Genomic DNA, 22,843 nt, shown 5'->3' on the forward strand with positions numbered 1-22,843 from the left:
AGGCATGATACAATAGAAGCAACGTTTGTAAAAGGAGGGACAATATGAAGCTTATTTCCATTTGTCCAAGCAATACAGAAATTATTGAGTTTCTTGGTTTGACTCACCAACTTATTGGTGTCGATGATTTTTCCGACTGGCCGGCTGATGTCGATCATTTGCCGAAGCTCGGACCCGACTTGAATATTGATATGGATAAAGTAGAAGCATTGCAGCCCGATTTAGTCATTGCTTCCTTAAGTGTACCGGGCATGGAGAAAAATGTGGAAGAATTAAAAAAACGCAGAATTCCGTTTATCGTCACAAATCCACAGTCGCTTACGGAAATTGGCGAGTCGATTGAAGAAATGGGAAAAGCGTGCGGCGTGCCTGAGCAAGCGAAGCGGGCAGCGGACCAATACCGCGCGCAGCTGGCGCAGTTTCGGTCAGTCGCTTCGCTTATTAACGAACGCCCTTCTCTTTATTGGGAATGGTGGCCGAAGCCTGTGTTCACGCCCGGGAAGATTAATTGGCTAACAGAAATCAGCGAGCTGGCCGGAGCCCGGAATGTGTTTGCTGACGAAGCCACAGCCAACTTCCAGACGGACTGGGAAGAAGTGAAAAAGAGAAATCCTGATTTTATTTTACTTTCATGGGTCGGTGTCCGTACGGAAAAAATCGATCCCGCCATTGTCCACAAACGTCCGGGCTGGAGCGAGCTTCCAGCCGTACAGCAGCAACGTGTCGTTGTCATGGAAGAAGACTTCTTTTGCCGCCCGTCGCCGCGGCTTGTTGTCGGCTTGCATAAATTAGCAAACATGACCCACCCAGAGGCTTTTCAATCCATTGAACTAGCCCCTATCTTTCAAAAAAGCAGCGAAGCCCGCTAAACGGCGTTCGCTGCTTTTCATTTCGAAAAGCGCAAGCGCCTTGATCAGCCTCAGGCAAAAATGTTCTTTCACCAAGGAAGTTCGCCTTTTGACTTCCTTGGTGAAAGGTTATTTGACCTCGAGGGGCTAGGCGCTGGAGCTGGACAACACGAAAAGCGGAGCCGGACAGAGCTAGACACACCCCCGCTCCATAGCAAAGTGATCCACAATGCGAATACTTTATAGTTTCCTAAACAATAAAAAAACGGCTTTTAAATAAGCCGTTAAAACATTTGATAACCTTTTTGGCGTAATACTCTCATCGTAATGCCAGATGTAAGCGCACCGAGAAGGCCACTCGTCAAAATAATTAAATCCGCCAGCTTCAAAGATGTCATTTTAGTTCCTAATACGCTAAACGCTTCATTCGCGTTAAAAATATAGTCAAATGTGCTGATTCCATCCACAATCGCAATTGTTACAAGCGGATAAAGAATCGCCATTACCCAAGTCATTCGAAGCAGCATATTCAGCAAAAAGCCAATGCCGAAAAAAAGCACGAAAAACAGCAAAACCGAGACAAGTAAAATGGCTATATGCATCCTGTTTCCCCCCTAAATCACTATTGAATAGTGTACTCAATTCTGCCCAAAACGTCAACCACCTGAAGCCATCCCGCTTTTTTCGGGAGTCAGTCCTCTGCTGCTTTAAAGCAGCGGGGGACTGACCCCCATTCCTTTAAAGCATTAAAGTTATTCTCCCTTTAAGATAGGTTTGAGCGAAAAAGGAGATTGATTGGGTTTTATGTACGTGTTATATTATCAGAAAATTCAAAACCGAAAGAGGAGATTAAATGACAGTTCAAACGCCGACGAAGCCTTGCAGTTATTGTGATGGTCAAGGATATTTTCAGTTGTTGCTCGGAGGATCAGAAACGTGTCCAAGCTGCAAAGGAAAACAAAGTCCAAAGAAATAAACAACGACAAAAGAGACCAGCATTTATGCTGGCCTCTCTTTTTATTATCTTATAGTAAATTAAATTTACCTTTTTTCAGTACGAGTGATGGTCCGCCGATCATTAGCAATGCGCGGTTGTCGACCATTTTCTTCATAAATGACGCTTTTGTACCTGTTACTTTCTTGCCGAAAACAACACCGATCGCATCGTCGTCACCTAAAGAACATACTGTACCTTTAATGTCCGGCTTGAATGTTTCAAGCTCTCCTTCGCCGCCTTTTACAAGCTTCACTAAGTTGCGGGCGCACACTTCTCCTTGCTGCATCGCAATTTGAGCTGTTGGAGGATATGGACGGTTGATTTCTTCATTAATCATAAGTGAAGAATCGCCTAAGACGAAAATGTTGTCATGGCCTGGAGCTGTCAAGTTAAGGTTCACTTTCACACGGCCGCGCATGTTATCGATACCGGCTTTTTCAATGACGGCATTTCCGCGGACCCCAGCTGCCCAAACAACCGTACCAGCTTTAATTTCTTGCATTTCTTCCTCGCCTTTAGCCACTTTAATGCCTTCAGGAGTTGCTTCTTTAATAGCTGTGCCAATTTTGAATTCAACGCCTTTTTTCTCAAGCAAAGCGACTGCATATTGAACAAGCTCCGGATCAAATCCTGGAAGAACCATCGGAGCGGCTTCTACGCAATAAATGCGTACTTTGGAATAATCAATGTCATACTCACGGCAAAGCTCAGGCACACGGTTAACAAGCTCGCCAAGGAACTCAATGCCAGTGAAGCCGGCGCCGCCGACAACAATCGCTAAACGCTCATCTTTCTTTTCTGTTTCCATTGCATATGTAGCAAATTGGTAATCAATATGCTCGCGGATCTGACGGGCTGCGTTAACGTTGGAAATCGTAAACGCGTACTCTTTCAAGCCTTGAATGCCAAATGTTTCTGACTCTCCGCCAAGAGCGAACACTAAGTAGTCATAGTCAATTTCGCCGGTATTCAAGATAACTTTCTTTTCATCTGTTTTAATATCCTGTACTTCCGCACGGATGAATTCGACTTTGCTGCGGTTGATAACGCTGTCAATATCATAGCGGACGCGGTCGTGGTGAAGCGTGCCTGCAGATGCTTCATGCAGCCAAGTTGTTTCGTAATGGTAATCATTTTTGTTTACAAGAACGATATCGGCTTCGTCCTGACCTAATGCTTTTTGAAGACGAGTCACTGTCATCAATCCACCATAACCTGCACCTAGAACAACAATTTTTGGTTTTCTCATAATGATCCCTACCACCTTTTGTACATATTTTTGCGAGTGTTTCGCATGAATGTATTCATAGTTTGCCAGCTATTCGTTAAAAATGTGATTTTCTTCACGAATAATTGTAAAAAAACACAATAAAAAAATGTCATGAAATTTTAACAAAGGCATATCTACTTCAATAATATGCTTTTTATACTTCTTTTTCAAGCCATTTAGCGGATTTCATTCAATTGCTTCCTCTCTATTTCCCCCCGTTTTTTTGAATTGAAATAGGGTACATTATTTAACAAGACTTTTTTAAGAAAAGGGTGATTACTTTGAACGTACTTGTCATTGGAGCAGGGGGATTAACCGGTAAAAGAGTAGTCAAACGACTAGCCGAAAGCAACCAGCATCTCGTCCGTTCCATGATCCGAAAAGCTGAGCAGACTGATGAGATGGAGAAGCTTGGTGCAAAAGCCATTCTTGCCGACTTGGAGCAGGACTTCAGCTTTACGATGAATGACGTGAATGCCGTCATTTTTGCCGCCGGATCCGGTTCAGCTACGGGCCACGATAAAACGGTCGCGATTGATCAGGAAGGAGCGAAAAAAGCGGTCGATTTCGCGAAGGAAAAAGGAATCGAACGATTTATTATGCTCAGCTCCATGGGAACGGAAACTCCTGAAGAAGCTCCCCCCGCTCTTCAGCCCTATTTGGAAGCGAAAAAAGCAGCAGACGAATATTTGATGAAAAGCGGACTGAACTTTACGATCGTGCGCCCAGGGAGCTTAACGGATGAACCAGGGACGGGTATGATCGATCTAGCTGCGCAATTCTCACCTGTGGGAGGCACCATTTCCCGTGACGATGTTGCTCAAGTGCTAGTAGAGTCCCTGCTGACAAAAGAAGCAGAAGGTAAAACATTTGAAATTATTAGCGGCAGCACGCCGATCAAAGAAGCGTTAACGAGAACATGACAGAACCCCCCTGCATTCGGCAGGCAAAATAAAAAGCGCCTTGAAGAGGGCGCTTTTTTCTATTTAACAATCTTCCGGCTTGCCGGCATTTACAGCTGTCCGGAACGAAGAACCGCAGCCGCAAGACGCGATGGCGTTCGGATTTTCGATCGTAAACCCTCCGCCCATTAAAGATTCTTTATAGTCAACGACTGTCCCACTTAAAATTGGGGCGCTTTCCTGGTCAACAACAATGTCAATTCCGTATTGACTGAGTTTGATGTCGTCCTCTTTAATATCTTGGTCAAATCCCATGCCGTACGATAAACCACTGCAGCCTCCGCCATGTACAGTGACACGCAAAGTGGAACCTTCTTCTTCATTTTGTTTCATCATTTCTTTTATCTGAAAAGCAGCTGCTTCTGTAATCTTGACTACTTCTTGTTCTTGCAATGGAACCCCTCCATTCTTTTATCGTTACTATTATTATATACGCCGCTAACCTCCTTCTCAACAAAACAGCTTTCTCATTTTCAAATGAGTACGTAAAAAAGTTCTTTTTTCATAGTTCTATTTACATAAAAGAGGTATAATCATTTTAACGAAATAAGCATTTCGACTCACAAGAAACAATTCAGGAGGCAATTAAAATGGAAAAACTTTCTCCTTTTTATGAAAAACAAGAAACTTGCCACTTATGTCAACATTCATTCCAATCTACGAAATTGAGAAACCGCTTCGTCAAACTGGCGGGCCGGGACACAGATTTAAAGCCGCTATACATAGATTCCGAAATGAACCCGCTGCTTTACAATGTAAAAGTATGCCCTCTTTGCGGTTATTCCTTCACAGATGACTTTTCCAATTTTTTCGCTCCAGGTACGAAAAATGAATTGAAAGAAAAAGTGAGCGGTAATTGGAAATCACAAGACTACGGCAAGCAGCGGACTATTCATCAAGCGATTAACAGTTACAAGCTCGCTCTCTATTCCGGTTTGATTAAAAAAGAAAAACATTTAACATTGGCAGGCCTGGCTCTTCGCACAGCGTGGCTTTACCGTGACTCAGCAAATGAAGAGGAAGAAAAACGCTTCCTTGCTCTTGCTGCCAAACAGTACGAAGAAGCATATATTAATGAAGATTTAACGCTAACGGCCATGTCTGATATAAATTTGCTGTATTTACTCGCCGAATTACATGTACGGATTGGCCAATGGGGAAAAGCGGTTCCCTATTTTTCGAAAATTCTTAAAAAACAGCGGGAATCGCAAGAAAAACAGCTCATTGAAATGGCAAGAGACCGCTGGTACGAACTGCGGGACGAAATGAAGAAAAATGAAACGAGCGTTTAATTTACACAACACTATTGATGGATTATATAAAAGTATTTTTTCATTGTTTGTTTTTTGATAATTGATCTCGATCTTTCGTTCCTGGTGGTTGTTCAAGCCAATTATGTTTAATCATAATGTCGGCTCCACTTTTGGCAAATTGGGCGATTTCCAGCGATAACCGCTCATAATTGAACGCTAAATCGCTTCGCTGGCTGGCAGCTGCGGCAGTCGCATAGTTCCCTATTCCAGCGGCACCTAAAAGTGACATATGAAACATCAGCAATTTGTCTGAAAATGTCGGGGTAGTTGAATCACTCACTGAAATATCTGGTAAGTGTGGTGTTTGAATGTCGCAATCCAAAAGAGCAGAAACAAAAATTTGAATATGTTTATTTGAAATATCTTTTCCCCGTAACATATACTCTTGAATTTCTTTAGATGAAGAGGTTTGAGCAAACGCAAGGCAAAGTTTAGCTCCCATTGTGTTTGTCATCACATTCATATACAAATGAGCAATTTCAATGGCGTTTAATGGCCGTTTGCTGCCAAATGGATTTAATCCACTCAAATATTTTTTACTATCCACATAATCGGTTTCTTTTGGCACTTCAATATAAGGGTGTCTGGCATATACTCCTTTAGTAAGGGCAATGTCCGCCGTTTTGTTATAAAGAGTGGTCGTTTCGATTAACCCTTGTGTAAAATAACTTCGCATATCTTCCCTTGTACTCATGGCGACAAACCCGCCATAAGCGAGCAGCCCCACTTTTGCCATATAATTCACATACGTTAAACAGAATATGTCTGAAAAAAGCCAAGGGGCGTCCATGTTTACATCCTTCTCCGTAAAACCGTTAGGGACGGCATACTGTTCTTGCTCAAAAATGGTGAGCAACTGTTTCAAGTGACTGGATGCCATGTCAAAGGCAAGCTGAACAGCAGGTTTTATGCCTGAATCTTCGATATGCTTTAGCATGTACTCCAAGAAATGTTTGGCCATACTGTCATTCATATACGCCGTCCAAAGAGAAGCAATTTCAGCCGATGTTAAAGGAATTTTCTTTTCGCTCATCGTGTTAACCTCCAAAAATAGGTGGGTGTTGATCTATTCTTTGTATTTTAGAAAGACAATCATAACTTTTCCTATCATAGGAGATACTATACGTGTGATAACCGATAGACTCAGTGGGAGGTTAGTTAAGTGACAAGTCATGACCATATTAAATTAACGTCAAGTGAACTGTCTGTTTTGTTTGGATCGTATTTGAACGATACATTGGGGATTTGTGTCATCTCGTACTTTTTAGAGCATGTGGAAGACCCGGATGTGAAATCTTGTTTGGAATATGCGTTAGAATTAGCGGAAATGCATGTTGACATGAATCGGATCATATTTAAAGGGGAAGGCCTTCCCGTTCCCGTGGGATTTACGGAACAAGATGTCAATGTAAACGCCCCAAGGCTTTTTAGTGATGAATTGATGCTGCATTACGCTCAAAATATAGGTTCAATGGGGTTAAACGCTTATAGTATTGCTATTCCGAATTCATCCCGTCATGATATTCGGGAACATTTTACATCTTGTTTACAATCGTCTGCTGAATTGTATAACCGTTCATCAAATGTATTGCAGGAAAAAGGACTGTACGTTCGTTCTCCCTATATCCCGTATCCGAAACAGACGGAATTTGTGCATAAGCAGCATTTTTTAGCTGGGTGGATGGGCGAGCAAAGACCTTTAACGAGCACGGAAATTTCATTTTTATTTACGAATTTGTATCGAAACGCGCTTGGAAGTGCCCTATTGACAGGGTTTTCTCAAATAGCACAATCAAAAGAGGTTCGCAGGTTTATGACAAGAGGGGCAGAGATTGCCCAGCACCATAGTGCCGTTTTCAGTAAGTTCTTAGGAGAAAGCAACTTGCCAACGCCGATTTCGTGGAGTTTAACCGTAACAACTGCCGAAGAACCTGTATTTTCCGATAAATTACTTATGTTTCATACAGCTGCCTTATATAATGCCGGAATCGGTTTTTATGGAATGAGTATGGGAGGAAGTTCAAGAAAAGATTTAGGAGCTGCTTATGGCCGTTTAATAATCGAGGTTGGGGAATTTGCAACAGACGGGGCAAATATTATGGTTGATAATGGCTGGCTCGAAAAACCGCCTTCAGCTCCCGACCGAAAAGATTTAGCAGGGGGTTAAACCGATGTGGATGCAAAAGAAAAATTGTTTTGGAGCATTGCCCTTCCCGGCTTTGGGCAATTATTAAACGGAAAATATTTTAAAGGATTTGTGTTCATTGCTTTAGAGTTTTTAGTCAACATACAAGCGCATTTTAACGAAGTCATTATTTCAAGCTTTCACGGTGATATCGAACAAGCGATTATTCAAGCCGATTTTCAATGGCTTATGTTTTATCCATGTCTTTACTTTTTCGCGATGTGGGATGCGTTTAAGGATGCAGGTGGAGGAAAAAAACCGTATTCCTTCCTTCCATTTGTATTTGCGGCTTATTTTGTGACCGTAGGCACCATTTTTTCCTCGAAAATAACATTATTCGGTGTATTATTAGGCCCCATTTGGCTTCCGATGTTGAGTGTGATTCCAGGGTTGATTGTCGGATTTACACTAAAAAAAATAATAGGAAAAAAATAATCCATTAAATAACCGCAGCCACAACATACACTGCCCTCAGAAAAAGGGGCTGTTCCAACAGCCAGTTATTCACTAACTGTTGGAACAGCCCCTTTGTTCAATTTATACCGCTTTCTTCTGCTTTCTTTTTCGATAAAAGGAAAAGATCGGTTGAATGATCAGCAATAAAAAATAAAGGCCAAAAATAATCAGCTCGATAAGTTCCATTACCTGCAAAGGACTAATCATATCTAGAAGCGCCCTCTTCAGATCAGCCCCTGAAAGAATGTCCATGCTCAGGGAAAGGGCCATTAAAAGCCCCAGCATTAAAATGATGATACCGGCAATTTTCAATTTTTATCACTCTCCAATGAATATTCTTCCCATTCTAAAGCCCGTCTATGAAAAACAAGCAAACGACTTTATAAGAAAATGTTATAAAAAAGAGCTTCTTTGGCTAAAACGGAGAATGAAAAATAAAGAAAGGATTGTGTATGCTATGCCTTCATTTTTTAAACGGAAAAAGCCAAAAAAAAGCAGTGACAATCATCCATCACAGTCCTTTGATAGTTCTTTAACAGCTAATCTTGACATCATTAAACAAAAGACAGGAAACAGTCCAGATGTGATTACTCGGACGTTAAAAGTTGGCACCAACCCTGAAATTAAAATAGCTCTCGTGTATGTGGACGGAATTGTCGATGGTCAGTCGATCAATGACTTTTTAATCGAAGCGATCATGGAAAAGCATGATTTGGGTGATTTGCTGATTCAGCAGGAAGCGTTTGAAATAATGGCAGAAGGTGTCGTTACGATCGGCAGTGTCAAGCCGGTGCGTGACTGGGACGAGCTGTTTTCCTCCTTAATGTCAGGTGAAACAATTGTTCTGATCGACGGAATAAATGGAGCACTCAGTGCGGACACAAAAGGCGGAGAACAACGGTCAATCCAGGAACCGAGTACGCAAATGTCAATCTTAGGGCCACAAGGCGGATTTACTGAATCCATTGGAACGAACACAGCGATGGTACGCCGAATCATTAAAAACCCTAATTTATGGGTGGAGACGATGAAAATCGGCAAAGTCACGAATACAGATGTGGCCATTATGTATGTCAACGGAATCGCCAATGACAAAATCATTGAGGAAATGCGGAAACGCTTAAAAAGGATTGACACTGATAGTATTCTTGAATCCGGTTATATTGAGCAACTTATTCAGGATCAAACGGCGACCACATTTCCAACGACTTATCAAGCAGAAAGGCCGGATATCGTCGCAGGTAATTTGCTGGAAGGACGGATTGCGGTTTTCGTGGATGGAACTCCATTCGTATTGCTTGCACCCGCTGTATTTATTCAATTTTTCCAGTCCGTTGATGATTATTATACCCGTTTTGATATTGCCACTTTCCTTCGCCTGTTACGAACGTTAATTTTGATCATCTCTCTTTTCGCGCCCGCTTTATATATTGCCGCTACGACCTTTCATCAAGAGATGATCCCAACACAGCTGTTGATCGTCATTGCCGCTCAGCGGGAAATCGTTCCTTTCCCCGCGTTTGTCGAAGCTTTAATTATGGAAGTGACGTTTGAAATTTTACGGGAGGCAGGAGTCCGGCTGCCAAAAGCCGTCGGTTCGGCTGTCTCGATCGTAGGCGCTCTTGTCATTGGCCAGGCCGCGGTGCAAGCTGGAATTGTGTCGCCGGCTATGGTTATTATCGTGGCGATTACAGCCATTGCCAGCTTTGCCACTCCCGCTTTTTCAATGGGCATCTCCATTCGTTTGATCCGTTTTGGATTTATGACAGCGGCAGCCACCTTTGGCTTCTACGGAATTGTGTTGGGAGGCATTATGTTAGTCGTTCATTTATGCAGCCTCCGTTCCTTCGGAGTGCCATATATGTCCCCGCTCGCCCCGCTTATTCCAGCGAATATGAAAGATACGGTCGTCCGTTATCCTTGGTGGGCCTTCAAGGAAAGACCAAGATTAATTGCCAGTGATGAAAATCTCATTCGTCAAGGAGAAGATCAACAGCCCGCACCTCCTTCAGACCGGGGAATGGTCAATAGCCGCACGGAAAAAGGAGATCGAAATGAGCCGTAGATTATTTTTGCTTTTCTTCATTATGATCAGTGCCGTTTTGCTCTCAGGATGCTGGAGCCAAAGAGAATTAACGAACTTGGCAATAGTGTCGGCCCTTGGTATTGATAAAAATGAAAAGGGTGAATATGTTGGCACCTTTCAAATCGTCAATCCGGGGTATGTGGCGGGAGGTCTGCAAGGCGGGGCGGGTGGACAAAGCGCCCCCGTTACCGTCCGTAAATCTACTGGAGATAATATGATGGAAATGAGCAGACGCTTAAGCACGCATCTCTCGCGAAAACAATACTTTGCCCACACTAACTTGTTAGTCATCGGTGAGGACTTAGCAAAGGAAGAAGGTATTCTGACTATTCTTGATGTTTTGGACCGCGATCCTGAATTTCGGACGACGGCATCCGTTGTGATTGCCCAAAATGGAACGGCGGAAGATGTGCTTAAAGCGTTATCACCTATCGATAAAATTCCAGCTAACTATGTGCTGAAGACAATGAAATATACGGAAGAAAGGTGGGGGGAGAATATTGATGTCGCCCTCCACGAAGTGATAACTGACCTCATCTCCCCTGGCAAAGAGCCTGTCATTACCGGTTTTCGCTTCACCGGGGATGGTGAACAGGCCGAAAAATTGGAAAAACTCCAAAACACCACCCCGGAAGCACTCCTTCAAGCTGACGGCCTTGCCATCATTAAAGACGGTAAATTGACCGGCTGGCTTGACGGGGAAACAGCTAAAGGAGCGGTGTGGGTGCTGGATAAAATTCAAAACACAGCAATCATCGTTAATTGGAAAGAGAAAAAAGCGGCAATCGCCTACGAAGTCATCCGTCAACAAACGAATGTTTCTGCCCATATAAAAAATAACACACCGAGCATTTCCATTCACATCCGGGCAGAAGGAGACATTGGCGAGGTGACGGCGCCTGTGGATCTAACCGACGAGCAGACGCTTTTGAAAATAGAAAAGAAAGTGGAACAAGAAATTAAGAAGCAGGTAGATAACTCCATCCGGCATGTTCAAAAGGAGAAAGCAGACATTTTCGGTTTCGGTGAAGCCGTCCATCGATCCGATCCCGCAGCATGGAAAAAATGGAAACACGAGTGGAATGATCTTTACTTTCCAGAACTGCAGGTGAATATGACAGTGGATGCCTTTGTGCGCCGCAGCGGCTTACGAAACAAATCGTACCTTTCTGAGGTGGAAAACAATCATTAAAAAAAGGAAGTGATACAGCCGTGGAGAAGGCGAAAATCAGCGCATACCAACTGTTCGTCCTTATCGTGTTGTTTGAAATTGGCAGCGCCTTGCTGGTTCCACTTGCCATCGAGGCAAAACAGGATGCGTGGCTCGCCATTCTGCTTGGAATGACAGGCGGTTTTTTCATCTTTTTCATGTATCACCGCCTTTATTTATACTATCCTGATTGTTTGCCGACCACCTATGTGCAAAAAATAATAGGAAAGTTTTGTGGACGGATACTCGCCTTTCTCTACATGATATATTTTTTGTACCTTGCTGCAAGGGTGCTGCGGGATTTTGGAGAAGTGCTGGCCGTCATTGCTTATCCCGTAACACCTATAACTCTCAATCACGCATTCTTAGTGCTTGTTGTTATTTATACGGTCCGTAAAGGCATCGAAGTGTTGGCGAGAACAGGTGAGCTGTTTTTTGTTTTAATTTACCTTCTCGCAATTAGCGGGTTCATACTGCTTCTTGTTTCTGGTTTAATCGATTTAAATAACTTAAAGCCGATGCTGGAGGAAGGTCTTTCTCCGGTAATAAAAGTAGCCTTTACTCAATCTTTGTTTTTTCCGTTTGGAGAAGCGGTCGTATTTGCAATGATTTTGCCTTATTTGAATAACCCGAAAAAAGCGAAAATCATAGGTTTATCGGCCTTAGGACTAAGCGGAATTAATTTAGCGATTAGTATGACAGTGAATATTGGTGTCCTTGGCGTTTCCCAAGTTTTACGTACACAATTTCCGCTCCTTAGTACGATACAAATGATCCAGTTAGCGGAGTTTTTGGAACGTCTCGATATATTTTTTATGCTTGCTGTAATCGTCCTCGGATTCTTTAAAATCAGCTTATTCTTTTACGCGGCTGTGATCGGCACGGCCGACTTATTCCATATTAAAAAACCTTCGCAGCTCGCTTTTCCGATCGGGTTTGTCCTTTTATTTTTGTCCATCATTATCGCAAGTAATATAATGGAGCATTTTCGGGAAGGTTTACAAATCGTCCCCGTTTACTTGCACCTGCCATTTCAAATCATCCTTCCGCTTTTGCTTCTCATTATCGCATTTTTTAAAAATAGAAAAAAAAGGGGACAAGGCAAACCATCAACTTAGGCGGCCAGTCATTGCCGAATGACTGGATAGCTCCCAAAACAGATGCCTTTACGGCAGAAGGCTCAATTTCAATATGAATCATTTTTGCCCCTTTATTTAAATTGGAAATCAAATGAACATTTCACTTAAACAATAGATATAAAAATACAAAAAACCAGCGGGTACCCTTCTCCTCCGCTGGTCTCTTCTTCAAAACATTGGATTTTCTTCTAAATACTCATATATATTGTCGACAAGCTCTTCCGGAGTATTACCGTCGACCGGCTCTCCATTCACTAAAGCAAACATACCTTCCGCGCATCTCGTGCAATAGCCGAGACAGCCATATTCGATTACATCCAAATTGGAATCACGTTCTAATATCTCAAGCGCTTTTTGCGCACCACTTGCTAAATTGCTGACACAAAACTCGATAATCGGTTTCATTTTTTTCCTTCACCTCTAATCTTTATTCTACTATCTCTTCCGCCTGCTGAAAAGGAGAAAACTTATCTGTGAAAATCCATGATGTCTGTTGTGAAAAGCGCTGCATTTAGATATACTCATGATGGCAGATAAAAATTGCGGCTTTTTTGACGGTGCCTTCGAGGACGTCAACATTCAAATACATATTGTACAGAAGGGGAAAATTCAGATGAAACATTTAGTGCTGCTTGGCGGCGGCTACGGAAACATGCGCGTATTGCTTAGGCTGCTGCCAAATCAATTACCTGAAGATGTCACTATTACATTAGTGGATAAGTTTCCATACCATAGCTTAAAAACGGAATATTATGCTCTGGCAGCCGGAACGATATCCGATCAAGAGGTGCGGGTTACGTTTCCCGAACATCCTCGCTTGAACCTTGTATACGGGGAAATAACGAAGATCGACTTGGAAAGCAAGCAAGTTCTTATTAAAGACAATGATGCGATTCCATATGATGATCTTGTCATCGGTCTCGGATGCGAGGATAAGTATCATAACGTACCTGGTGCTGACGAATATACGCACAGCATCCAATCGATTGATAAGTCGCGCCAGACGTACCAGACGCTTTCAAATATGCCAGCTGGTTCAAAAGTCGGTATCGTGGGTGCTGGTCTGAGCGGAATTGAACTGGCGAGCGAATTGCGCGAAAGCCGTCCGGATCTCGATATTACATTATTTGACCGCGGCTCGCGTATTTTAAAAGACTTCCCTGAACGGCTGAGTAAATACATTCATAAATGGTTTGTTGACCACGGTGTGGAAGTGATTAACAGCGCAAATATTACAAAAGTCGAACCGCACACGATCTACAATCACGATGATGCGTACCCAATGAATGCAGTCGTCTGGACTGCCGGCATTCAACCGAATCGAATTGTCCGTGAAATGGACGTTGAAAAAGACGGTTCCGGACGCGTGAAGCTCTCGCCGCATCACAACTTGCCGGAAGATGAACATGTATATGTCGTCGGTGACTGCGCCAGCCTGCCGCACGCCCCGAGCGCCCAGCTCGCTGAGGAACAGGCGGAACAAATCGTCCAAGTGCTTGTGAAACGCTGGAAAAACGAGCCGCTGCCTGCGGAAATGCCGCAAATGAAACTAAAAGGCATTTTAGGCTCGCTCGGCAAAAAACAAGGCTTCGGCTTCGTCGCTGACCGGGCGATTACCGGCCGCGTAGCCCGTTTCTTAAAATCCGGCGTTCTCTGGATGTATAAATATCATAACGGATAATACAAACAAATGAAAATATGCGAAAAATGGTGATGTATCGGGGTTTTTGAAAGAAAAAGAACCGATATGCAACAAAAAACGACGGGGGTTCCCCGTCGTTTTTTGTTTTTTATGAAGTTATAATTCTTCCTCTCTTGGCTCATAATAAAAGCGACTGTTTTTCTCGCATTTCAGACAAAGCGGGATGGAGAGGGGGGATTTCCAATGCGGAAAAAGTCTAAACAAAAAGATTTAGCTTTTCAAGAAAGCGAACTTGCTAAGCTGTTAACAGCGTGCGGAGAGTCAGCAGACTTTCTCACGTTCCAGCTTCATGAAAACTCGCCCTTTTTCATTGCCTATTTTAAACCATTAGTCGATCCGAACATTGTTCATAAAGATATACTGACTATCATTAAACAACAGGAAGTCTCTTCATTAGAAGAAATAAAAGAAAAGCTGCCGATCGAGGATCTTTCTCTCACGGACAATGTACCGGACATTCAAAATAAATTAATGACCGGACACTTGCTTTTCTACCAGAAAGAAGCACAGTCTGCCTGCCTTGCCGTTCCCGCACCAGCCGTCGAGAAACGGCAAGTATCTACTCCGGAAACGGAATACGTCGTAACGGGAGCAAAAGAAGCGTTTGTTGAGTCCATCAATACAAACTTGAATCTTGTTCGCAAACGCCTGCCAACTCCCGGGTTACGAACGAAAGAATTGACCATAGGAAAACTATCAAAAACAAAAGTTATTGTTGCTTATATTGACGGAGTCGCCAATCCGGAAAATGTCAATACAGTCATTCAGCGAATTCAAGGAATCGAATACGATGCCGTTTCTGATAGTGCGGTTCTCTCTCAAATGATTGCCGACAATAAAAACTCGCCGTTTCCGCAGTTAATTAATACAGAGCTCCCTAACCACGTGGCAAGCGTACTCTCTGAGGGCAAAGTGGCTATTTTTACTGACGGTTCTCCTTTCGTGCTGACAGGGCCTGTGTCATTCTTTACATTTTTCTCGACAGCTGAGGACTACGTTTCAATCTGGAATATCGCATCTATTTTCCGGCTCATCCGACTGTTTGCGATTGCTTTCTCTATTTTAGCCACATCGACTTATGTAGCCATTTTAACGTATCATTACGAAATGATCCCCCAGGATGTACTGAGCTTACTAATTACATCCCGGGGAACCATTCCGTTCCCACCTTTTTTGGAAGCTATTTTGCTCGAATTGGCGATTGAACTTTTGCGGGAAGCAGGCGCCCGGCTGCCGACAAAGATTGGTCAAACGATTGGGATTGTCGGCGGGATTGTGCTCGGAACAGCTGCTGTTCAAGCAGGATTGACAAGCAATGTACTGCTCATTGTCGTCGCTACGGGCGCGCTTGCTTCTTTTACTACGCCTGTCTACCAGGTCAGCAACGCGATCCGCCTGATTCGCTTTCCATTTCTCCTGTTTGCCCAGCTGCTCGGTCTTGTCGGAGTCGCCGTCGGCTTTGCTTTTCTTACGGCTCATTTATTAAAGCTGACTTCTCTCAATCACCCTTTTCTTGAGCCTATATACCCGTTGCGTGTGCAGGATTTCAAAGACTCTATTTTTCGCCTGCCGTTCAGCAAGCAGGCACTCCGTCCTATACAAATAAGAGCGGAAAACCCTGTAAGATTTCAGCCGGAGACTCCGCCAAAAAACGACTGGGATATTGACGACTAATTCACACACGGAGGTGTCTGTATGCTGCCCTTACCACCGGAAAAGCGACAAGTCTCCCCTTTCTTTGTTTTTTATCTTATCACCAGTGCGCAAATTGGCATGGGTATTCTCAGCTTGCCACGGTATATTGTCAAATCCGCGGGCCAAGATGCCTGGATCGCTATTATTATTACTGCCCTCTCCATTCATGTCATTCTGTGGATGGTTTATCAAATATTAAATAAAGGAACGAATGATATTACCGTTACCCACAAGGAACTGTTTGGAAAGTGGCTTGGCGGACTCCTCAGTTTGGCATTGATTGTTTATTTGCTGCTTGTGGCAGCATCCACGCTCCGCGGTTATATCGAAATGATTCAGGTCTGGATCTTTCCGCAATTGGACACATGGTATATGGCATTGATCCTCTCTGCGCTCGTGTATGTGTATGTTATCGGAGGCTTTCGAGTCGTTGTTGGGATTTGCTGTCTCAGTTTCATTTTCAACTTTCCTTTAATTGTAACGTTATGGTTCCCTTTACAGGATGCGCAATTTTCTCATCTTTTTCCTGTTTTTGATCATTCCGCGGCTGAGATCTTATCCGCCTCTAAAAAGATGACTTTGTACTTTTCAGGGTTTGAAACAATTTTTTTCTTTTATCCGTTTATAAAAAATGCCCGCAGTTCTCAAAAGTGGGCACAATATGGGGCAGCTTTCACTACATTCATTTATTTAGCCGTAACGATCATCTCCATCATGTACTTTAATAAGAATCAATTAATTCAGACGATTTGGCCGACAATTACTCTCTGGAAAGTTGTGGATTTTCCTTTTCTTGAAAGATTTGAGTACTTAAACCTCGCCATCTGGTTGTTTAACATTCTTCCTAGTACTTGTTTATTTATTTGGGCCGCTACGAGAGGAATAAAGCAGTTATTTACCGTGAAGCAAAAACATAGCCTTATTGTCCTTCTTGTCATAATAAGTGTGGCGGCTGTTCTCTTGAAAGACCGCGAACAAATCCAGCAGCTAAATACAATGCTAAGCTCAGTGAGTTTTTACGTCATGTATGCTTACATTCCTTTTGTCTTCTTTTACCAGCTGATTAAAAGCAAAGTGAGGAAAACATTATGAAAGCTTTCCTATTTTGGAGCGTCTTCACGCTCGCCCTGCTATTCGGTTATTCAATTGAAACAAAGATACTTGAAGATATTCAGCATATTTCTGCCATTGGTTATGACTATGTAGACGAGCATCGGATGAAAGGAACAGCTGCCGCCCCTTTTTATCCTCCGGGGGTGGATGTTCAGCCGCTCAACGCTTTCTTTACAGGTGTGGGGCATAATGTTTTAAGCATCTTAGAAAAGCAGCAAATACAGGCCCAGAGAAAGCTCGCTACGGGACGCTTGCAGGCTTTTTTGATTAGTAAAGAACTGGCAAAGAATGGAGTCGACAAGCTCACTGATCCGCTCGCCCGCTCTACCGCTGTCGGCAGGGATGTTCATATGGCGGTCGTCGACGGCAGCGCCGAGGAGTTGTTGACTTTTACATATCCGAATGCGCCGACCTCTGCTCAATATCTTTCCGATTTCATGGAGAAAACTTTGAAAGATATTGTTCCCCATCCGACTACTCATGCTTTCCTGTCTCAGTATGACGGGTTCGGCCAAGATCCGTTTCTTCCTATTCTCGAAAAAAAAGAAGATCATATTCGTTATAAAGGCCTCGCCCTTTTTAAGGATGATCAATACGCAGGAGCGCTTTCCAATAAAGATAGTTATGTATTTAAACTCCTTTACGAGAAGTCTAAAACAGGCACGTATGAAATAAGATTCAAGAATAAAAAGTACATCTCTATTGAAAATATCCGCTCCAAAACGGAATATAAAGTGTCCGGCAGCCAGGACAACCCGCGGGTGGCCATCCATGTTTCAATGATGGGAGAGGTGAGAGATGCTTCCAGCGTGGTGTTGAAAGGGGACACCCTAAAAGAAGTGGAGAAGGAGTGGAGCAAAGAAATGACGAAAAGAGCGGAAAAGATAATGAAAAAATTTCAGGAATTACATGTCGATCCGCTCGGAATCGGCGAAAAAGTCCGGAGCCATTTTCGGCATTTTGATAAAGAAGCCTGGAAAGACCACTACCCAAATGTTCCCGTCGAGTTTCATATGAACGTTCGTATCAGGAACACAGGCATTACTGAATAGATTAAAACAGACACCCGGAAACACCCGAATGTCTGTTTTTTCACTATAGTCCTAAAGAAATATATTTGATTTCCAAATACTCATCAATGCCGAAATGGCTGCCTTCGCGGCCAAGTCCGCTTTCCTTATAACCTCCGAATGGCGCCTGAGCGACAGATGGCAGCCCGTCGTTTAAGCCGATGATGCCATATTCAAGACCTTCAGCAATGTCAATTGCTTCTGTGATGTTTTCACTGAACACATAAGCAGCCAGGCCGTACGGCGAGTTGTTCGCACGCTCAATGACTTCTTCTGTCGTTTTGAATGTTGCAATCGGTGCAAGCGGACCGAATGTTTCTTCGTTCATGCAGAGCATGTCGTCCGTTACGTTCGTGATCACTGTCGGCTCAATGAAAAAGCCTTTTTCGCCTTCCGCTTCTTTACCGCCGGCAAGAACTTTCGCGCCTTTTTGTTTCGCGTCTTCAATCTGGGCAATCACTTTCGCCACTGCCTGCTCATCAATTAAAGGTCCGATATCAATGCCTTCATCAAGTCCATTCCCCATTTGCAGCTTGGCTACTTCTTGCTTGAACGCTTCGGCAAATTCAGCTTCGATGGATTCATGCACGTACACTCTGTTGGCACACACACACGTTTGGCCGGCGTTGCGGTATTTAGAAGCAATTAAGTTGACCGCTGCTTTTTTCACATCGGCGTTCGCTGTGACGATAAATGGCGCATGTCCGCCAAGCTCAAGAGAAATTTTCTTCACTGTATCAGCCGCACCGCGCATAAGCAGCTTGCCGACTTCTGTAGAACCAGTGAAAGATACTTTCCGGACGCGGCCGTCTTTCATCCAGGCTTCACTAATTTGACGCGCACTTCCCGTCACTACGTTAACGACCCCTTTTGGAATGCCCGCTTCTTCAGCTAGTTCTACGAGGCGGATCGCTGTTAAAGGCGTTTGCGTCGCCGGCTTAATCATCGCTGTACACCCAGCGGCTAAAGCAGGGCCGACTTTTCTTGTAATCATTGCTGCCGGGAAGTTCCACGGCGTAATCGCTGCAACCACACCGACTGGCTCTTTTTGAACGAACAGGCGCTTACGTGGATGGGAAGCAGGAATCGTTTCACCGTAAATGCGTTTTCCTTCTTCTGCGTACCAGGAAAGGAAGCTGTTTGCATAAACGACTTCACCGATTGCTTCTTTTAGCGGCTTTCCTTGTTCTTCTGTCATCAATTTGCCGATTTCTTCTTTATTCTCATCAATTAAGCGGTACCAGTTCATTAAATATTCTGCACGCTCATTCGCTGTCAGTTTCGACCATTGCTTGAACGCTTCATGAGCGGCATCGGCTGCCCGTTCCGCTTCTTCTGTGCCGCCGTCTGGAATCGTTGCAATCACTTCATTTGTCGCCGGGTTAATGACGTCAATTGTCTTTTCTGTTTCGATCCACTCACCATTAATACAAATTTTCCAGTTTTTCATTCTTTTTTCCTCCTCTTAATCTCTTATTCTTCTATTTCTCCAATATACTTTCTCACTTTTCTTGCAGCTGTTGATTGGCTGATGCCGAGTATCTTCGCTAGTTTATAAGTCGATTTTTCTTGGCTGTACGTCTGCACAATCAATTTCCGTTCCACTTCTTCGATGATCTCCGGCAAAGTCGTGCCTTTTTCCGTTAATTCCTGCTGAAACAGCTCCGCTGGCAAGTCATTCCATGTGACGATTTCATCTCCTGTCACAACGAGCCGCTCCACCATATTTTCCAGTTCGCGTATGTTGCCTTTCCACTCAAAATCTAGAAAAGCGTGCAGCACTTGTGGCGAAAAGCGAACCTTCGTTTCATACAGCTGATTAAAGTAATCCAAAAAGTGATACGTTAACGGAATGATGTCTTCTTTTCGCTCACGAAGCGGCGGGATTTGAATCGGCACGACATTCAGCCGGTAATACAAATCCCTGCGGAAGCTGCCTCTGTCCACCATTTTCTTTAAATCTTTATTTGTAGCGGCAATGATCCGCAAGTTTAATGAAATCGGCTGCCGGCCGCCGATCGGGCGGATTTGCTTTTCCTGCAAGACGTGAAGCAGTTTTCCTTGGGCAGCGAGCGGCAGTTCTCCGACTTCATCTAAAAACAATGTACCGTGATTGGACAGTTCAATCAGTCCTTTTTTCCCTTCCCGGAAAGCGCCGGTAAACGTTCCGCCTTCGTAGCCGAATAACTCTGATTCAATCAGCTGTTCAGGAAGCGCAGCACAGTTAATATCGTGAAGCGGATGATCCCGCCTCTCGCTCAACTGGTGGATGGAACGGACAATTTTGCTTTTGCCGACACCTGTTTCCCCAAGCAGCAGCACGGTTGAATTTACTTTGGCAATTTTGCGCACGAGCAGCATGATTTTGCCCATTTGTTCACTTTTCGAAATAAGGCCGTCAAATTCAAACGGTTCTTTTAATTCTTTTTTGTACGTTGCCAGTTCGTCTTCCATTTCTTCGATTTTTTTTCGCAGCTGCATCATTTCCGTTAAATCGCGCGAGTAGCTAATGACGCTTTTTAATGAGCCGTCCGAATGAAAGACAGGTTTTGTACGAACGTGATAATAGCGGCCTGTATTGGACGTTTGAAACAATTCAATCGGCTGCAGGCTTTCAATCACCTTCAGCGTAGCGGACGGATAAAAAATCCCCATTTTCTCCAAGTCCTTTACATGCTTGCCGATTAATCCATCCGCTATTTGCTCATAATTCTTCCGGCATGTAGCATTCACGCGAATGACAATGCCACTCGCATTAGTGACAAGTATCTCATCGAAAGACGATTCAAAAATATCAAATAATTCTTCGCGCACAGGATCGCGGGCCTCATTCATGACAAGCCTCCTCCCGGATAGTCATTGTTTATATTATAACAAAAATACGACCGGGAGATAAACTTGTCTGTTATTCACTTTTATAGATCAGGCGTTAACAACTTGCTGTGAGACGGCTGCTTCCATCGCTTCTTCAAGAATATCCAGCCCTTCTGCCACCTGTTCATCTGTGATAACGAGCGGCATCAACAAGCGCAGAACGTTGCCGTATGCACCGGCGCTCAGTACAAGCAGGCCGCGTTTATTTGCTTCTGTAATAATCAAATTGGTCAGCTCTTTATTCGGCTCTTTCGTTTTGCGGTCTTTGACGAGTTCGATGGCACACATGGATCCGAGGCCGCGAATGTCGCCGATTTCATCATATTTCTCAGCGAGCTGGCGGAAACGGCTCATCACAACTTGACCTAGTTTTTCCCCGCGCTCATTCAACTTTTCTTCCTCAATAATATCAAGAACAGCGAGCGCTGCAGCACAGCCGAGTGGACTGCCGGAATACGTGCCGCCCAGCTCTCCCGGCGCAGACACTTCCATAATCTCCTTGCGGCCGATCACACCGCTGATCGGCAAACCGGCTGCCATCGATTTAGAAACGGTAATTAAGTCAGGAACGATATCAAAGTGCTCCATGCCGAAGTAACGGCCAGTGCGGCCAAATCCTGCTTGAATTTCATCGGCGATAAAGAGAATACCGTGCTTTTGACACTCTTCGTACACTGCTTGAACGAAGCGCTTTGAAGGAACGATAAATCCTCCTTCTCCTTGAACCGGCTCCATAACAACAGCGGCGATGCTTTCCGGCGCCACATCATTGACGAAGAACTCATGGAGCTGCCCGATGATGAAGTCTTCATATTGTTCTTCTGTCGTGCTGTCCGGGCGGCGGTAATTGTACGGATAAGGTGCTTTATACACTTCCGGCGCAAACGGACCAAATTCAAACTTGTAAGGCTTTACTTTGCTCGTCATCGTCATCGTCAAAAGCGTACGGCCATGATAACCGCGGGAAAATGAAACGACGCCGGAACGTTTCGTATATTTACGGGCGATTTTCACTGCGTTTTCTACTGCTTCTGCTCCGCTGTTAAATAAAATCACTTCTTTTTCATGCTCTCCCGGCGCAATCGCCGCCAGTTTTTCAGCTAGTTCAATATACGGCTCATACATCATCACGTTAAAGCCGGGATGGATATATTGATCCACTTGCTTATGTAGGGCTGCGGTCACTTTCGGGTGGCAGTGGCCGACGTTCATCGTGCCGATCGCGCCGACGAAATCGATAAACGTATTGCCGTCCACATCATGGATTAACGCGCCTTCTGCCTTCTCAGCAAACGTCGGCACCCCATTGGAGACACCTTTAGGAACCGCCTGGCCTCTTCTTTCCAATAACTTTTTCGCTTTTTCTCCTGGCAGGCTGCCATTGACTTTAGCAAACTTTCTCGTCATTTCTATACCCCTTTCCTTTTCAAAAATCATTTCTTAATTAGGAGTATTGCAAAAAGCGTGCCAACTTAAAAAAGGCGTAAACACTTCAATTATTGTGAATAAACAGACTTTTGATAAGTCACTTAAGACTCAATCGAGTCTTAAGTGACTTATTTAATTGATCGTTTCCCTACAGCGCTTCATTGCTCGTATATCCATACTTCTCCATTTCACGATAGATCACTTTCAACTTCGGGTTTCCTTCCCCAACAACTGTGTCTTCTAAAAGCACGACCGGATAAAACATATCTTCTTCAATGACTCTTTCCGCAAACGCTCTTTTCTTCTCGTCTTCCGGCGGTGCTTGAATGTCCACATAACTGATCGTGAACGGCTGATCCGGATATTTTCTAGAAATAGCCGCTTCCAGCCATTCATACGTTTCTTTTGAAGACGGCAAATTGACACAACTCGGACAAAGCTGTTCCGTACCGTATATAATGATTTCTACTTTTCTTTCCATGATTCCCCCACCTT

23 protein-coding genes are annotated in these 22,843 nt (G+C 43.9%); 13 read left to right on the forward strand and 10 right to left on the reverse strand.

Annotated features, from left to right (window positions below; genetic code table 11):
* Nucleotides 1–44 precede the first annotated feature (44 nt).
* Nucleotides 45–869, forward strand: coding sequence for a cobalamin-binding protein (locus F9802_RS08055; RefSeq protein ID WP_152150755.1), 825 nt, complete (start codon nucleotides 45–47; stop codon nucleotides 867–869).
* A 263-nt stretch (nucleotides 870–1,132) separates the two neighbouring features.
* On the opposite strand, the gene F9802_RS08060 is transcribed toward F9802_RS08055, so the two are convergent.
* Nucleotides 1,133–1,450 (reverse strand): YuiB family protein, encoded by a 318-nt coding sequence (locus F9802_RS08060; protein WP_152150757.1) that lies wholly within the window; start codon nucleotides 1,448–1,450, stop codon nucleotides 1,133–1,135.
* A gap of 251 nt (nucleotides 1,451–1,701) precedes the next feature.
* On the opposite strand from F9802_RS08060, the gene F9802_RS19585 reads away from it, so the two are divergent.
* Nucleotides 1,702–1,824 (forward strand): YuiA family protein, encoded by a 123-nt coding sequence (locus tag F9802_RS19585; RefSeq protein ID WP_191991807.1) that lies wholly within the window; start codon nucleotides 1,702–1,704, stop codon nucleotides 1,822–1,824.
* A gap of 49 nt (nucleotides 1,825–1,873) precedes the next feature.
* Here F9802_RS19585 and F9802_RS08065 read toward each other — a convergent pair whose 3' ends face one another.
* Nucleotides 1,874–3,094 (reverse strand): NAD(P)/FAD-dependent oxidoreductase, encoded by a 1,221-nt coding sequence (locus F9802_RS08065; protein ID WP_152150759.1) that lies wholly within the window; start codon nucleotides 3,092–3,094, stop codon nucleotides 1,874–1,876.
* Between the two features lie 302 nt (nucleotides 3,095–3,396).
* On the opposite strand from F9802_RS08065, the gene F9802_RS08070 reads away from it, so the two are divergent.
* Complete coding sequence (locus F9802_RS08070; RefSeq protein WP_152150761.1) at nucleotides 3,397–4,038, forward strand: SDR family oxidoreductase; 642 nt, start codon at nucleotides 3,397–3,399, stop codon at nucleotides 4,036–4,038.
* A 63-nt stretch (nucleotides 4,039–4,101) separates the two neighbouring features.
* Here the strand turns inward: F9802_RS08070 and erpA are convergent, their stop codons facing one another.
* Nucleotides 4,102–4,470 carry an iron-sulfur cluster insertion protein ErpA gene (erpA, locus tag F9802_RS08075; protein WP_152150763.1) on the reverse strand — a complete coding sequence of 123 codons (369 nt, stop codon included), beginning with the start codon at nucleotides 4,468–4,470 and terminating at the stop codon, nucleotides 4,102–4,104.
* A gap of 197 nt (nucleotides 4,471–4,667) precedes the next feature.
* Here erpA and F9802_RS08080 point away from each other — a divergent pair, with 197 nt between their 5' ends.
* On the forward strand, nucleotides 4,668–5,369 hold the full coding sequence (locus F9802_RS08080; protein WP_152150765.1) for a DUF2225 domain-containing protein: 702 nt from the start codon (nucleotides 4,668–4,670) through the stop codon (nucleotides 5,367–5,369).
* 40 nt (nucleotides 5,370–5,409) lie between these two features.
* On the opposite strand, the gene F9802_RS08085 is transcribed toward F9802_RS08080, so the two are convergent.
* On the reverse strand, nucleotides 5,410–6,423 hold the full coding sequence (locus F9802_RS08085) for a DUF3231 family protein (protein ID WP_152150767.1): 1,014 nt from the start codon (nucleotides 6,421–6,423) through the stop codon (nucleotides 5,410–5,412).
* Nucleotides 6,424–6,552: 129 nt separating this feature from the next.
* On the opposite strand from F9802_RS08085, the gene F9802_RS08090 reads away from it, so the two are divergent.
* A complete protein-coding gene (locus F9802_RS08090; RefSeq protein WP_152150769.1) occupies nucleotides 6,553–7,557 on the forward strand; it encodes a DUF3231 family protein in 1,005 nt (334 codons plus the stop codon).
* A 6-nt stretch (nucleotides 7,558–7,563) separates the two neighbouring features.
* A complete protein-coding gene (locus F9802_RS08095) occupies nucleotides 7,564–8,010 on the forward strand; it encodes a hypothetical protein (protein ID WP_152150771.1) in 447 nt (148 codons plus the stop codon).
* 102 nt (nucleotides 8,011–8,112) lie between these two features.
* Here F9802_RS08095 and F9802_RS08100 read toward each other — a convergent pair whose 3' ends face one another.
* Entirely contained in the window at nucleotides 8,113–8,343 is a 231-nt protein-coding gene (locus F9802_RS08100; RefSeq protein WP_152150773.1) for a hypothetical protein, read from the reverse strand.
* 145 nt (nucleotides 8,344–8,488) lie between these two features.
* Between F9802_RS08100 and F9802_RS08105 the strand changes: the two genes are divergently transcribed.
* Genes F9802_RS08105 through F9802_RS08115 form a run of 3 tightly spaced genes read left to right on the forward strand, consistent with a single transcriptional unit; the run spans nucleotide 8,489 to nucleotide 12,445 of the window.
* A complete protein-coding gene (locus tag F9802_RS08105) occupies nucleotides 8,489–10,096 on the forward strand; it encodes a spore germination protein (RefSeq protein ID WP_152151337.1) in 1,608 nt (535 codons plus the stop codon).
* Nucleotides 10,086–11,309 (forward strand): Ger(x)C family spore germination protein, encoded by a 1,224-nt coding sequence (locus F9802_RS08110; protein WP_152150775.1) that lies wholly within the window; start codon nucleotides 10,086–10,088, stop codon nucleotides 11,307–11,309. The genes F9802_RS08105 and F9802_RS08110 overlap by 11 nt, the downstream gene beginning before the upstream one ends.
* A 20-nt stretch (nucleotides 11,310–11,329) precedes the next feature.
* Entirely contained in the window at nucleotides 11,330–12,445 is a 1,116-nt protein-coding gene (locus F9802_RS08115; protein ID WP_152150777.1) for a GerAB/ArcD/ProY family transporter, read from the forward strand.
* A 189-nt stretch (nucleotides 12,446–12,634) separates the two neighbouring features.
* Here the strand turns inward: F9802_RS08115 and F9802_RS08120 are convergent, their stop codons facing one another.
* Nucleotides 12,635–12,871, reverse strand: a complete 237-nt coding sequence (locus F9802_RS08120; RefSeq protein ID WP_152150778.1) for a YuzB family protein — start codon at nucleotides 12,869–12,871, stop codon at nucleotides 12,635–12,637.
* Nucleotides 12,872–13,079: 208 nt separating this feature from the next.
* On the opposite strand from F9802_RS08120, the gene F9802_RS08125 reads away from it, so the two are divergent.
* From F9802_RS08125 to F9802_RS08140, 4 genes are all read left to right on the forward strand, one after another.
* Entirely contained in the window at nucleotides 13,080–14,147 is a 1,068-nt protein-coding gene (locus tag F9802_RS08125) for an NAD(P)/FAD-dependent oxidoreductase (RefSeq protein WP_152150780.1), read from the forward strand.
* Nucleotides 14,148–14,351: 204 nt separating this feature from the next.
* On the forward strand, nucleotides 14,352–15,842 hold the full coding sequence (locus tag F9802_RS08130) for a spore germination protein (RefSeq protein ID WP_152150782.1): 1,491 nt from the start codon (nucleotides 14,352–14,354) through the stop codon (nucleotides 15,840–15,842).
* 21 nt (nucleotides 15,843–15,863) lie between these two features.
* Nucleotides 15,864–16,955: a GerAB/ArcD/ProY family transporter gene (locus F9802_RS08135; protein WP_152150784.1), complete on the forward strand. Its 1,092-nt coding sequence runs from the start codon at nucleotides 15,864–15,866 to the stop codon at nucleotides 16,953–16,955.
* Nucleotides 16,952–18,028, forward strand: coding sequence for a Ger(x)C family spore germination protein (locus tag F9802_RS08140; RefSeq protein ID WP_152150786.1), 1,077 nt, complete (start codon nucleotides 16,952–16,954; stop codon nucleotides 18,026–18,028). Before F9802_RS08135 ends, F9802_RS08140 begins: the two co-directional genes overlap by 4 nt.
* Before the next feature lie 43 nt (nucleotides 18,029–18,071).
* Here the strand turns inward: F9802_RS08140 and F9802_RS08145 are convergent, their stop codons facing one another.
* The 4 genes from F9802_RS08145 to F9802_RS08160 all read right to left on the reverse strand — a co-directional run bounded on the left by F9802_RS08145 (nucleotide 18,072) and on the right by F9802_RS08160 (nucleotide 22,829).
* On the reverse strand, nucleotides 18,072–19,496 hold the full coding sequence (locus tag F9802_RS08145; protein WP_152150787.1) for an NAD-dependent succinate-semialdehyde dehydrogenase: 1,425 nt from the start codon (nucleotides 19,494–19,496) through the stop codon (nucleotides 18,072–18,074).
* Nucleotides 19,497–19,519: 23 nt separating this feature from the next.
* Nucleotides 19,520–20,881 carry a sigma-54 interaction domain-containing protein gene (locus F9802_RS08150; protein WP_152150789.1) on the reverse strand — a complete coding sequence of 454 codons (1,362 nt, stop codon included), beginning with the start codon at nucleotides 20,879–20,881 and terminating at the stop codon, nucleotides 19,520–19,522.
* An 87-nt stretch (nucleotides 20,882–20,968) separates the two neighbouring features.
* The gene (gene gabT, locus F9802_RS08155) at nucleotides 20,969–22,327 is read right to left on the reverse strand and encodes a 4-aminobutyrate--2-oxoglutarate transaminase (RefSeq protein ID WP_152150791.1); all 1,359 of its coding nucleotides are present in this window, start codon (nucleotides 22,325–22,327) and stop codon (nucleotides 20,969–20,971) included.
* A gap of 169 nt (nucleotides 22,328–22,496) precedes the next feature.
* Nucleotides 22,497–22,829 (reverse strand): YuzD family protein, encoded by a 333-nt coding sequence (locus tag F9802_RS08160; RefSeq protein WP_152150793.1) that lies wholly within the window; start codon nucleotides 22,827–22,829, stop codon nucleotides 22,497–22,499.
* Between the last annotated feature and the right edge of the window lie 14 nt (nucleotides 22,830–22,843).

Source organism: Bacillus aerolatus (genome assembly GCF_009183655.1).
In the GTDB taxonomy this organism is placed as follows: Bacteria; Bacillota; Bacilli; order Bacillales; family Domibacillaceae; genus Pseudobacillus; species Pseudobacillus aerolatus.

What these genes read in the sequence shown, in the direction of transcription:
- F9802_RS08125 (WP_152150780.1), top strand. Translation starts at nt 13,080, where the DNA reads ATGAAACATTTAGTGCTGCTTGGCGGCGGCTACGGAAACATGCGCGTA.
- F9802_RS08105 (WP_152151337.1), top strand. Translation starts at nt 8,489, where the DNA reads ATGCCTTCATTTTTTAAACGGAAAAAGCCAAAAAAAAGCAGTGACAAT.
- F9802_RS08055 (WP_152150755.1), top strand. Translation starts at nt 45, where the DNA reads ATGAAGCTTATTTCCATTTGTCCAAGCAATACAGAAATTATTGAGTTT.
- F9802_RS08065 (WP_152150759.1), bottom strand. Translation starts at nt 3,094, where the DNA reads ATGAGAAAACCAAAAATTGTTGTTCTAGGTGCAGGTTATGGTGGATTG.
- F9802_RS08110 (WP_152150775.1), top strand. Translation starts at nt 10,086, where the DNA reads ATGAGCCGTAGATTATTTTTGCTTTTCTTCATTATGATCAGTGCCGTT.
- F9802_RS08120 (WP_152150778.1), bottom strand. Translation starts at nt 12,871, where the DNA reads ATGAAACCGATTATCGAGTTTTGTGTCAGCAATTTAGCAAGTGGTGCG.
- gabT (WP_152150791.1), bottom strand. Translation starts at nt 22,327, where the DNA reads ATGACGAGAAAGTTTGCTAAAGTCAATGGCAGCCTGCCAGGAGAAAAA.
- F9802_RS08135 (WP_152150784.1), top strand. Translation starts at nt 15,864, where the DNA reads ATGCTGCCCTTACCACCGGAAAAGCGACAAGTCTCCCCTTTCTTTGTT.
- F9802_RS08130 (WP_152150782.1), top strand. Translation starts at nt 14,352, where the DNA reads ATGCGGAAAAAGTCTAAACAAAAAGATTTAGCTTTTCAAGAAAGCGAA.
- F9802_RS08150 (WP_152150789.1), bottom strand. Translation starts at nt 20,881, where the DNA reads ATGAATGAGGCCCGCGATCCTGTGCGCGAAGAATTATTTGATATTTTT.
- F9802_RS08160 (WP_152150793.1), bottom strand. Translation starts at nt 22,829, where the DNA reads ATGGAAAGAAAAGTAGAAATCATTATATACGGTACGGAACAGCTTTGT.
- F9802_RS08140 (WP_152150786.1), top strand. Translation starts at nt 16,952, where the DNA reads ATGAAAGCTTTCCTATTTTGGAGCGTCTTCACGCTCGCCCTGCTATTC.
- F9802_RS08060 (WP_152150757.1), bottom strand. Translation starts at nt 1,450, where the DNA reads ATGCATATAGCCATTTTACTTGTCTCGGTTTTGCTGTTTTTCGTGCTT.
- F9802_RS08145 (WP_152150787.1), bottom strand. Translation starts at nt 19,496, where the DNA reads ATGAAAAACTGGAAAATTTGTATTAATGGTGAGTGGATCGAAACAGAA.
- F9802_RS19585 (WP_191991807.1), top strand. Translation starts at nt 1,702, where the DNA reads ATGACAGTTCAAACGCCGACGAAGCCTTGCAGTTATTGTGATGGTCAA.
- F9802_RS08080 (WP_152150765.1), top strand. Translation starts at nt 4,668, where the DNA reads ATGGAAAAACTTTCTCCTTTTTATGAAAAACAAGAAACTTGCCACTTA.
- F9802_RS08085 (WP_152150767.1), bottom strand. Translation starts at nt 6,423, where the DNA reads ATGAGCGAAAAGAAAATTCCTTTAACATCGGCTGAAATTGCTTCTCTT.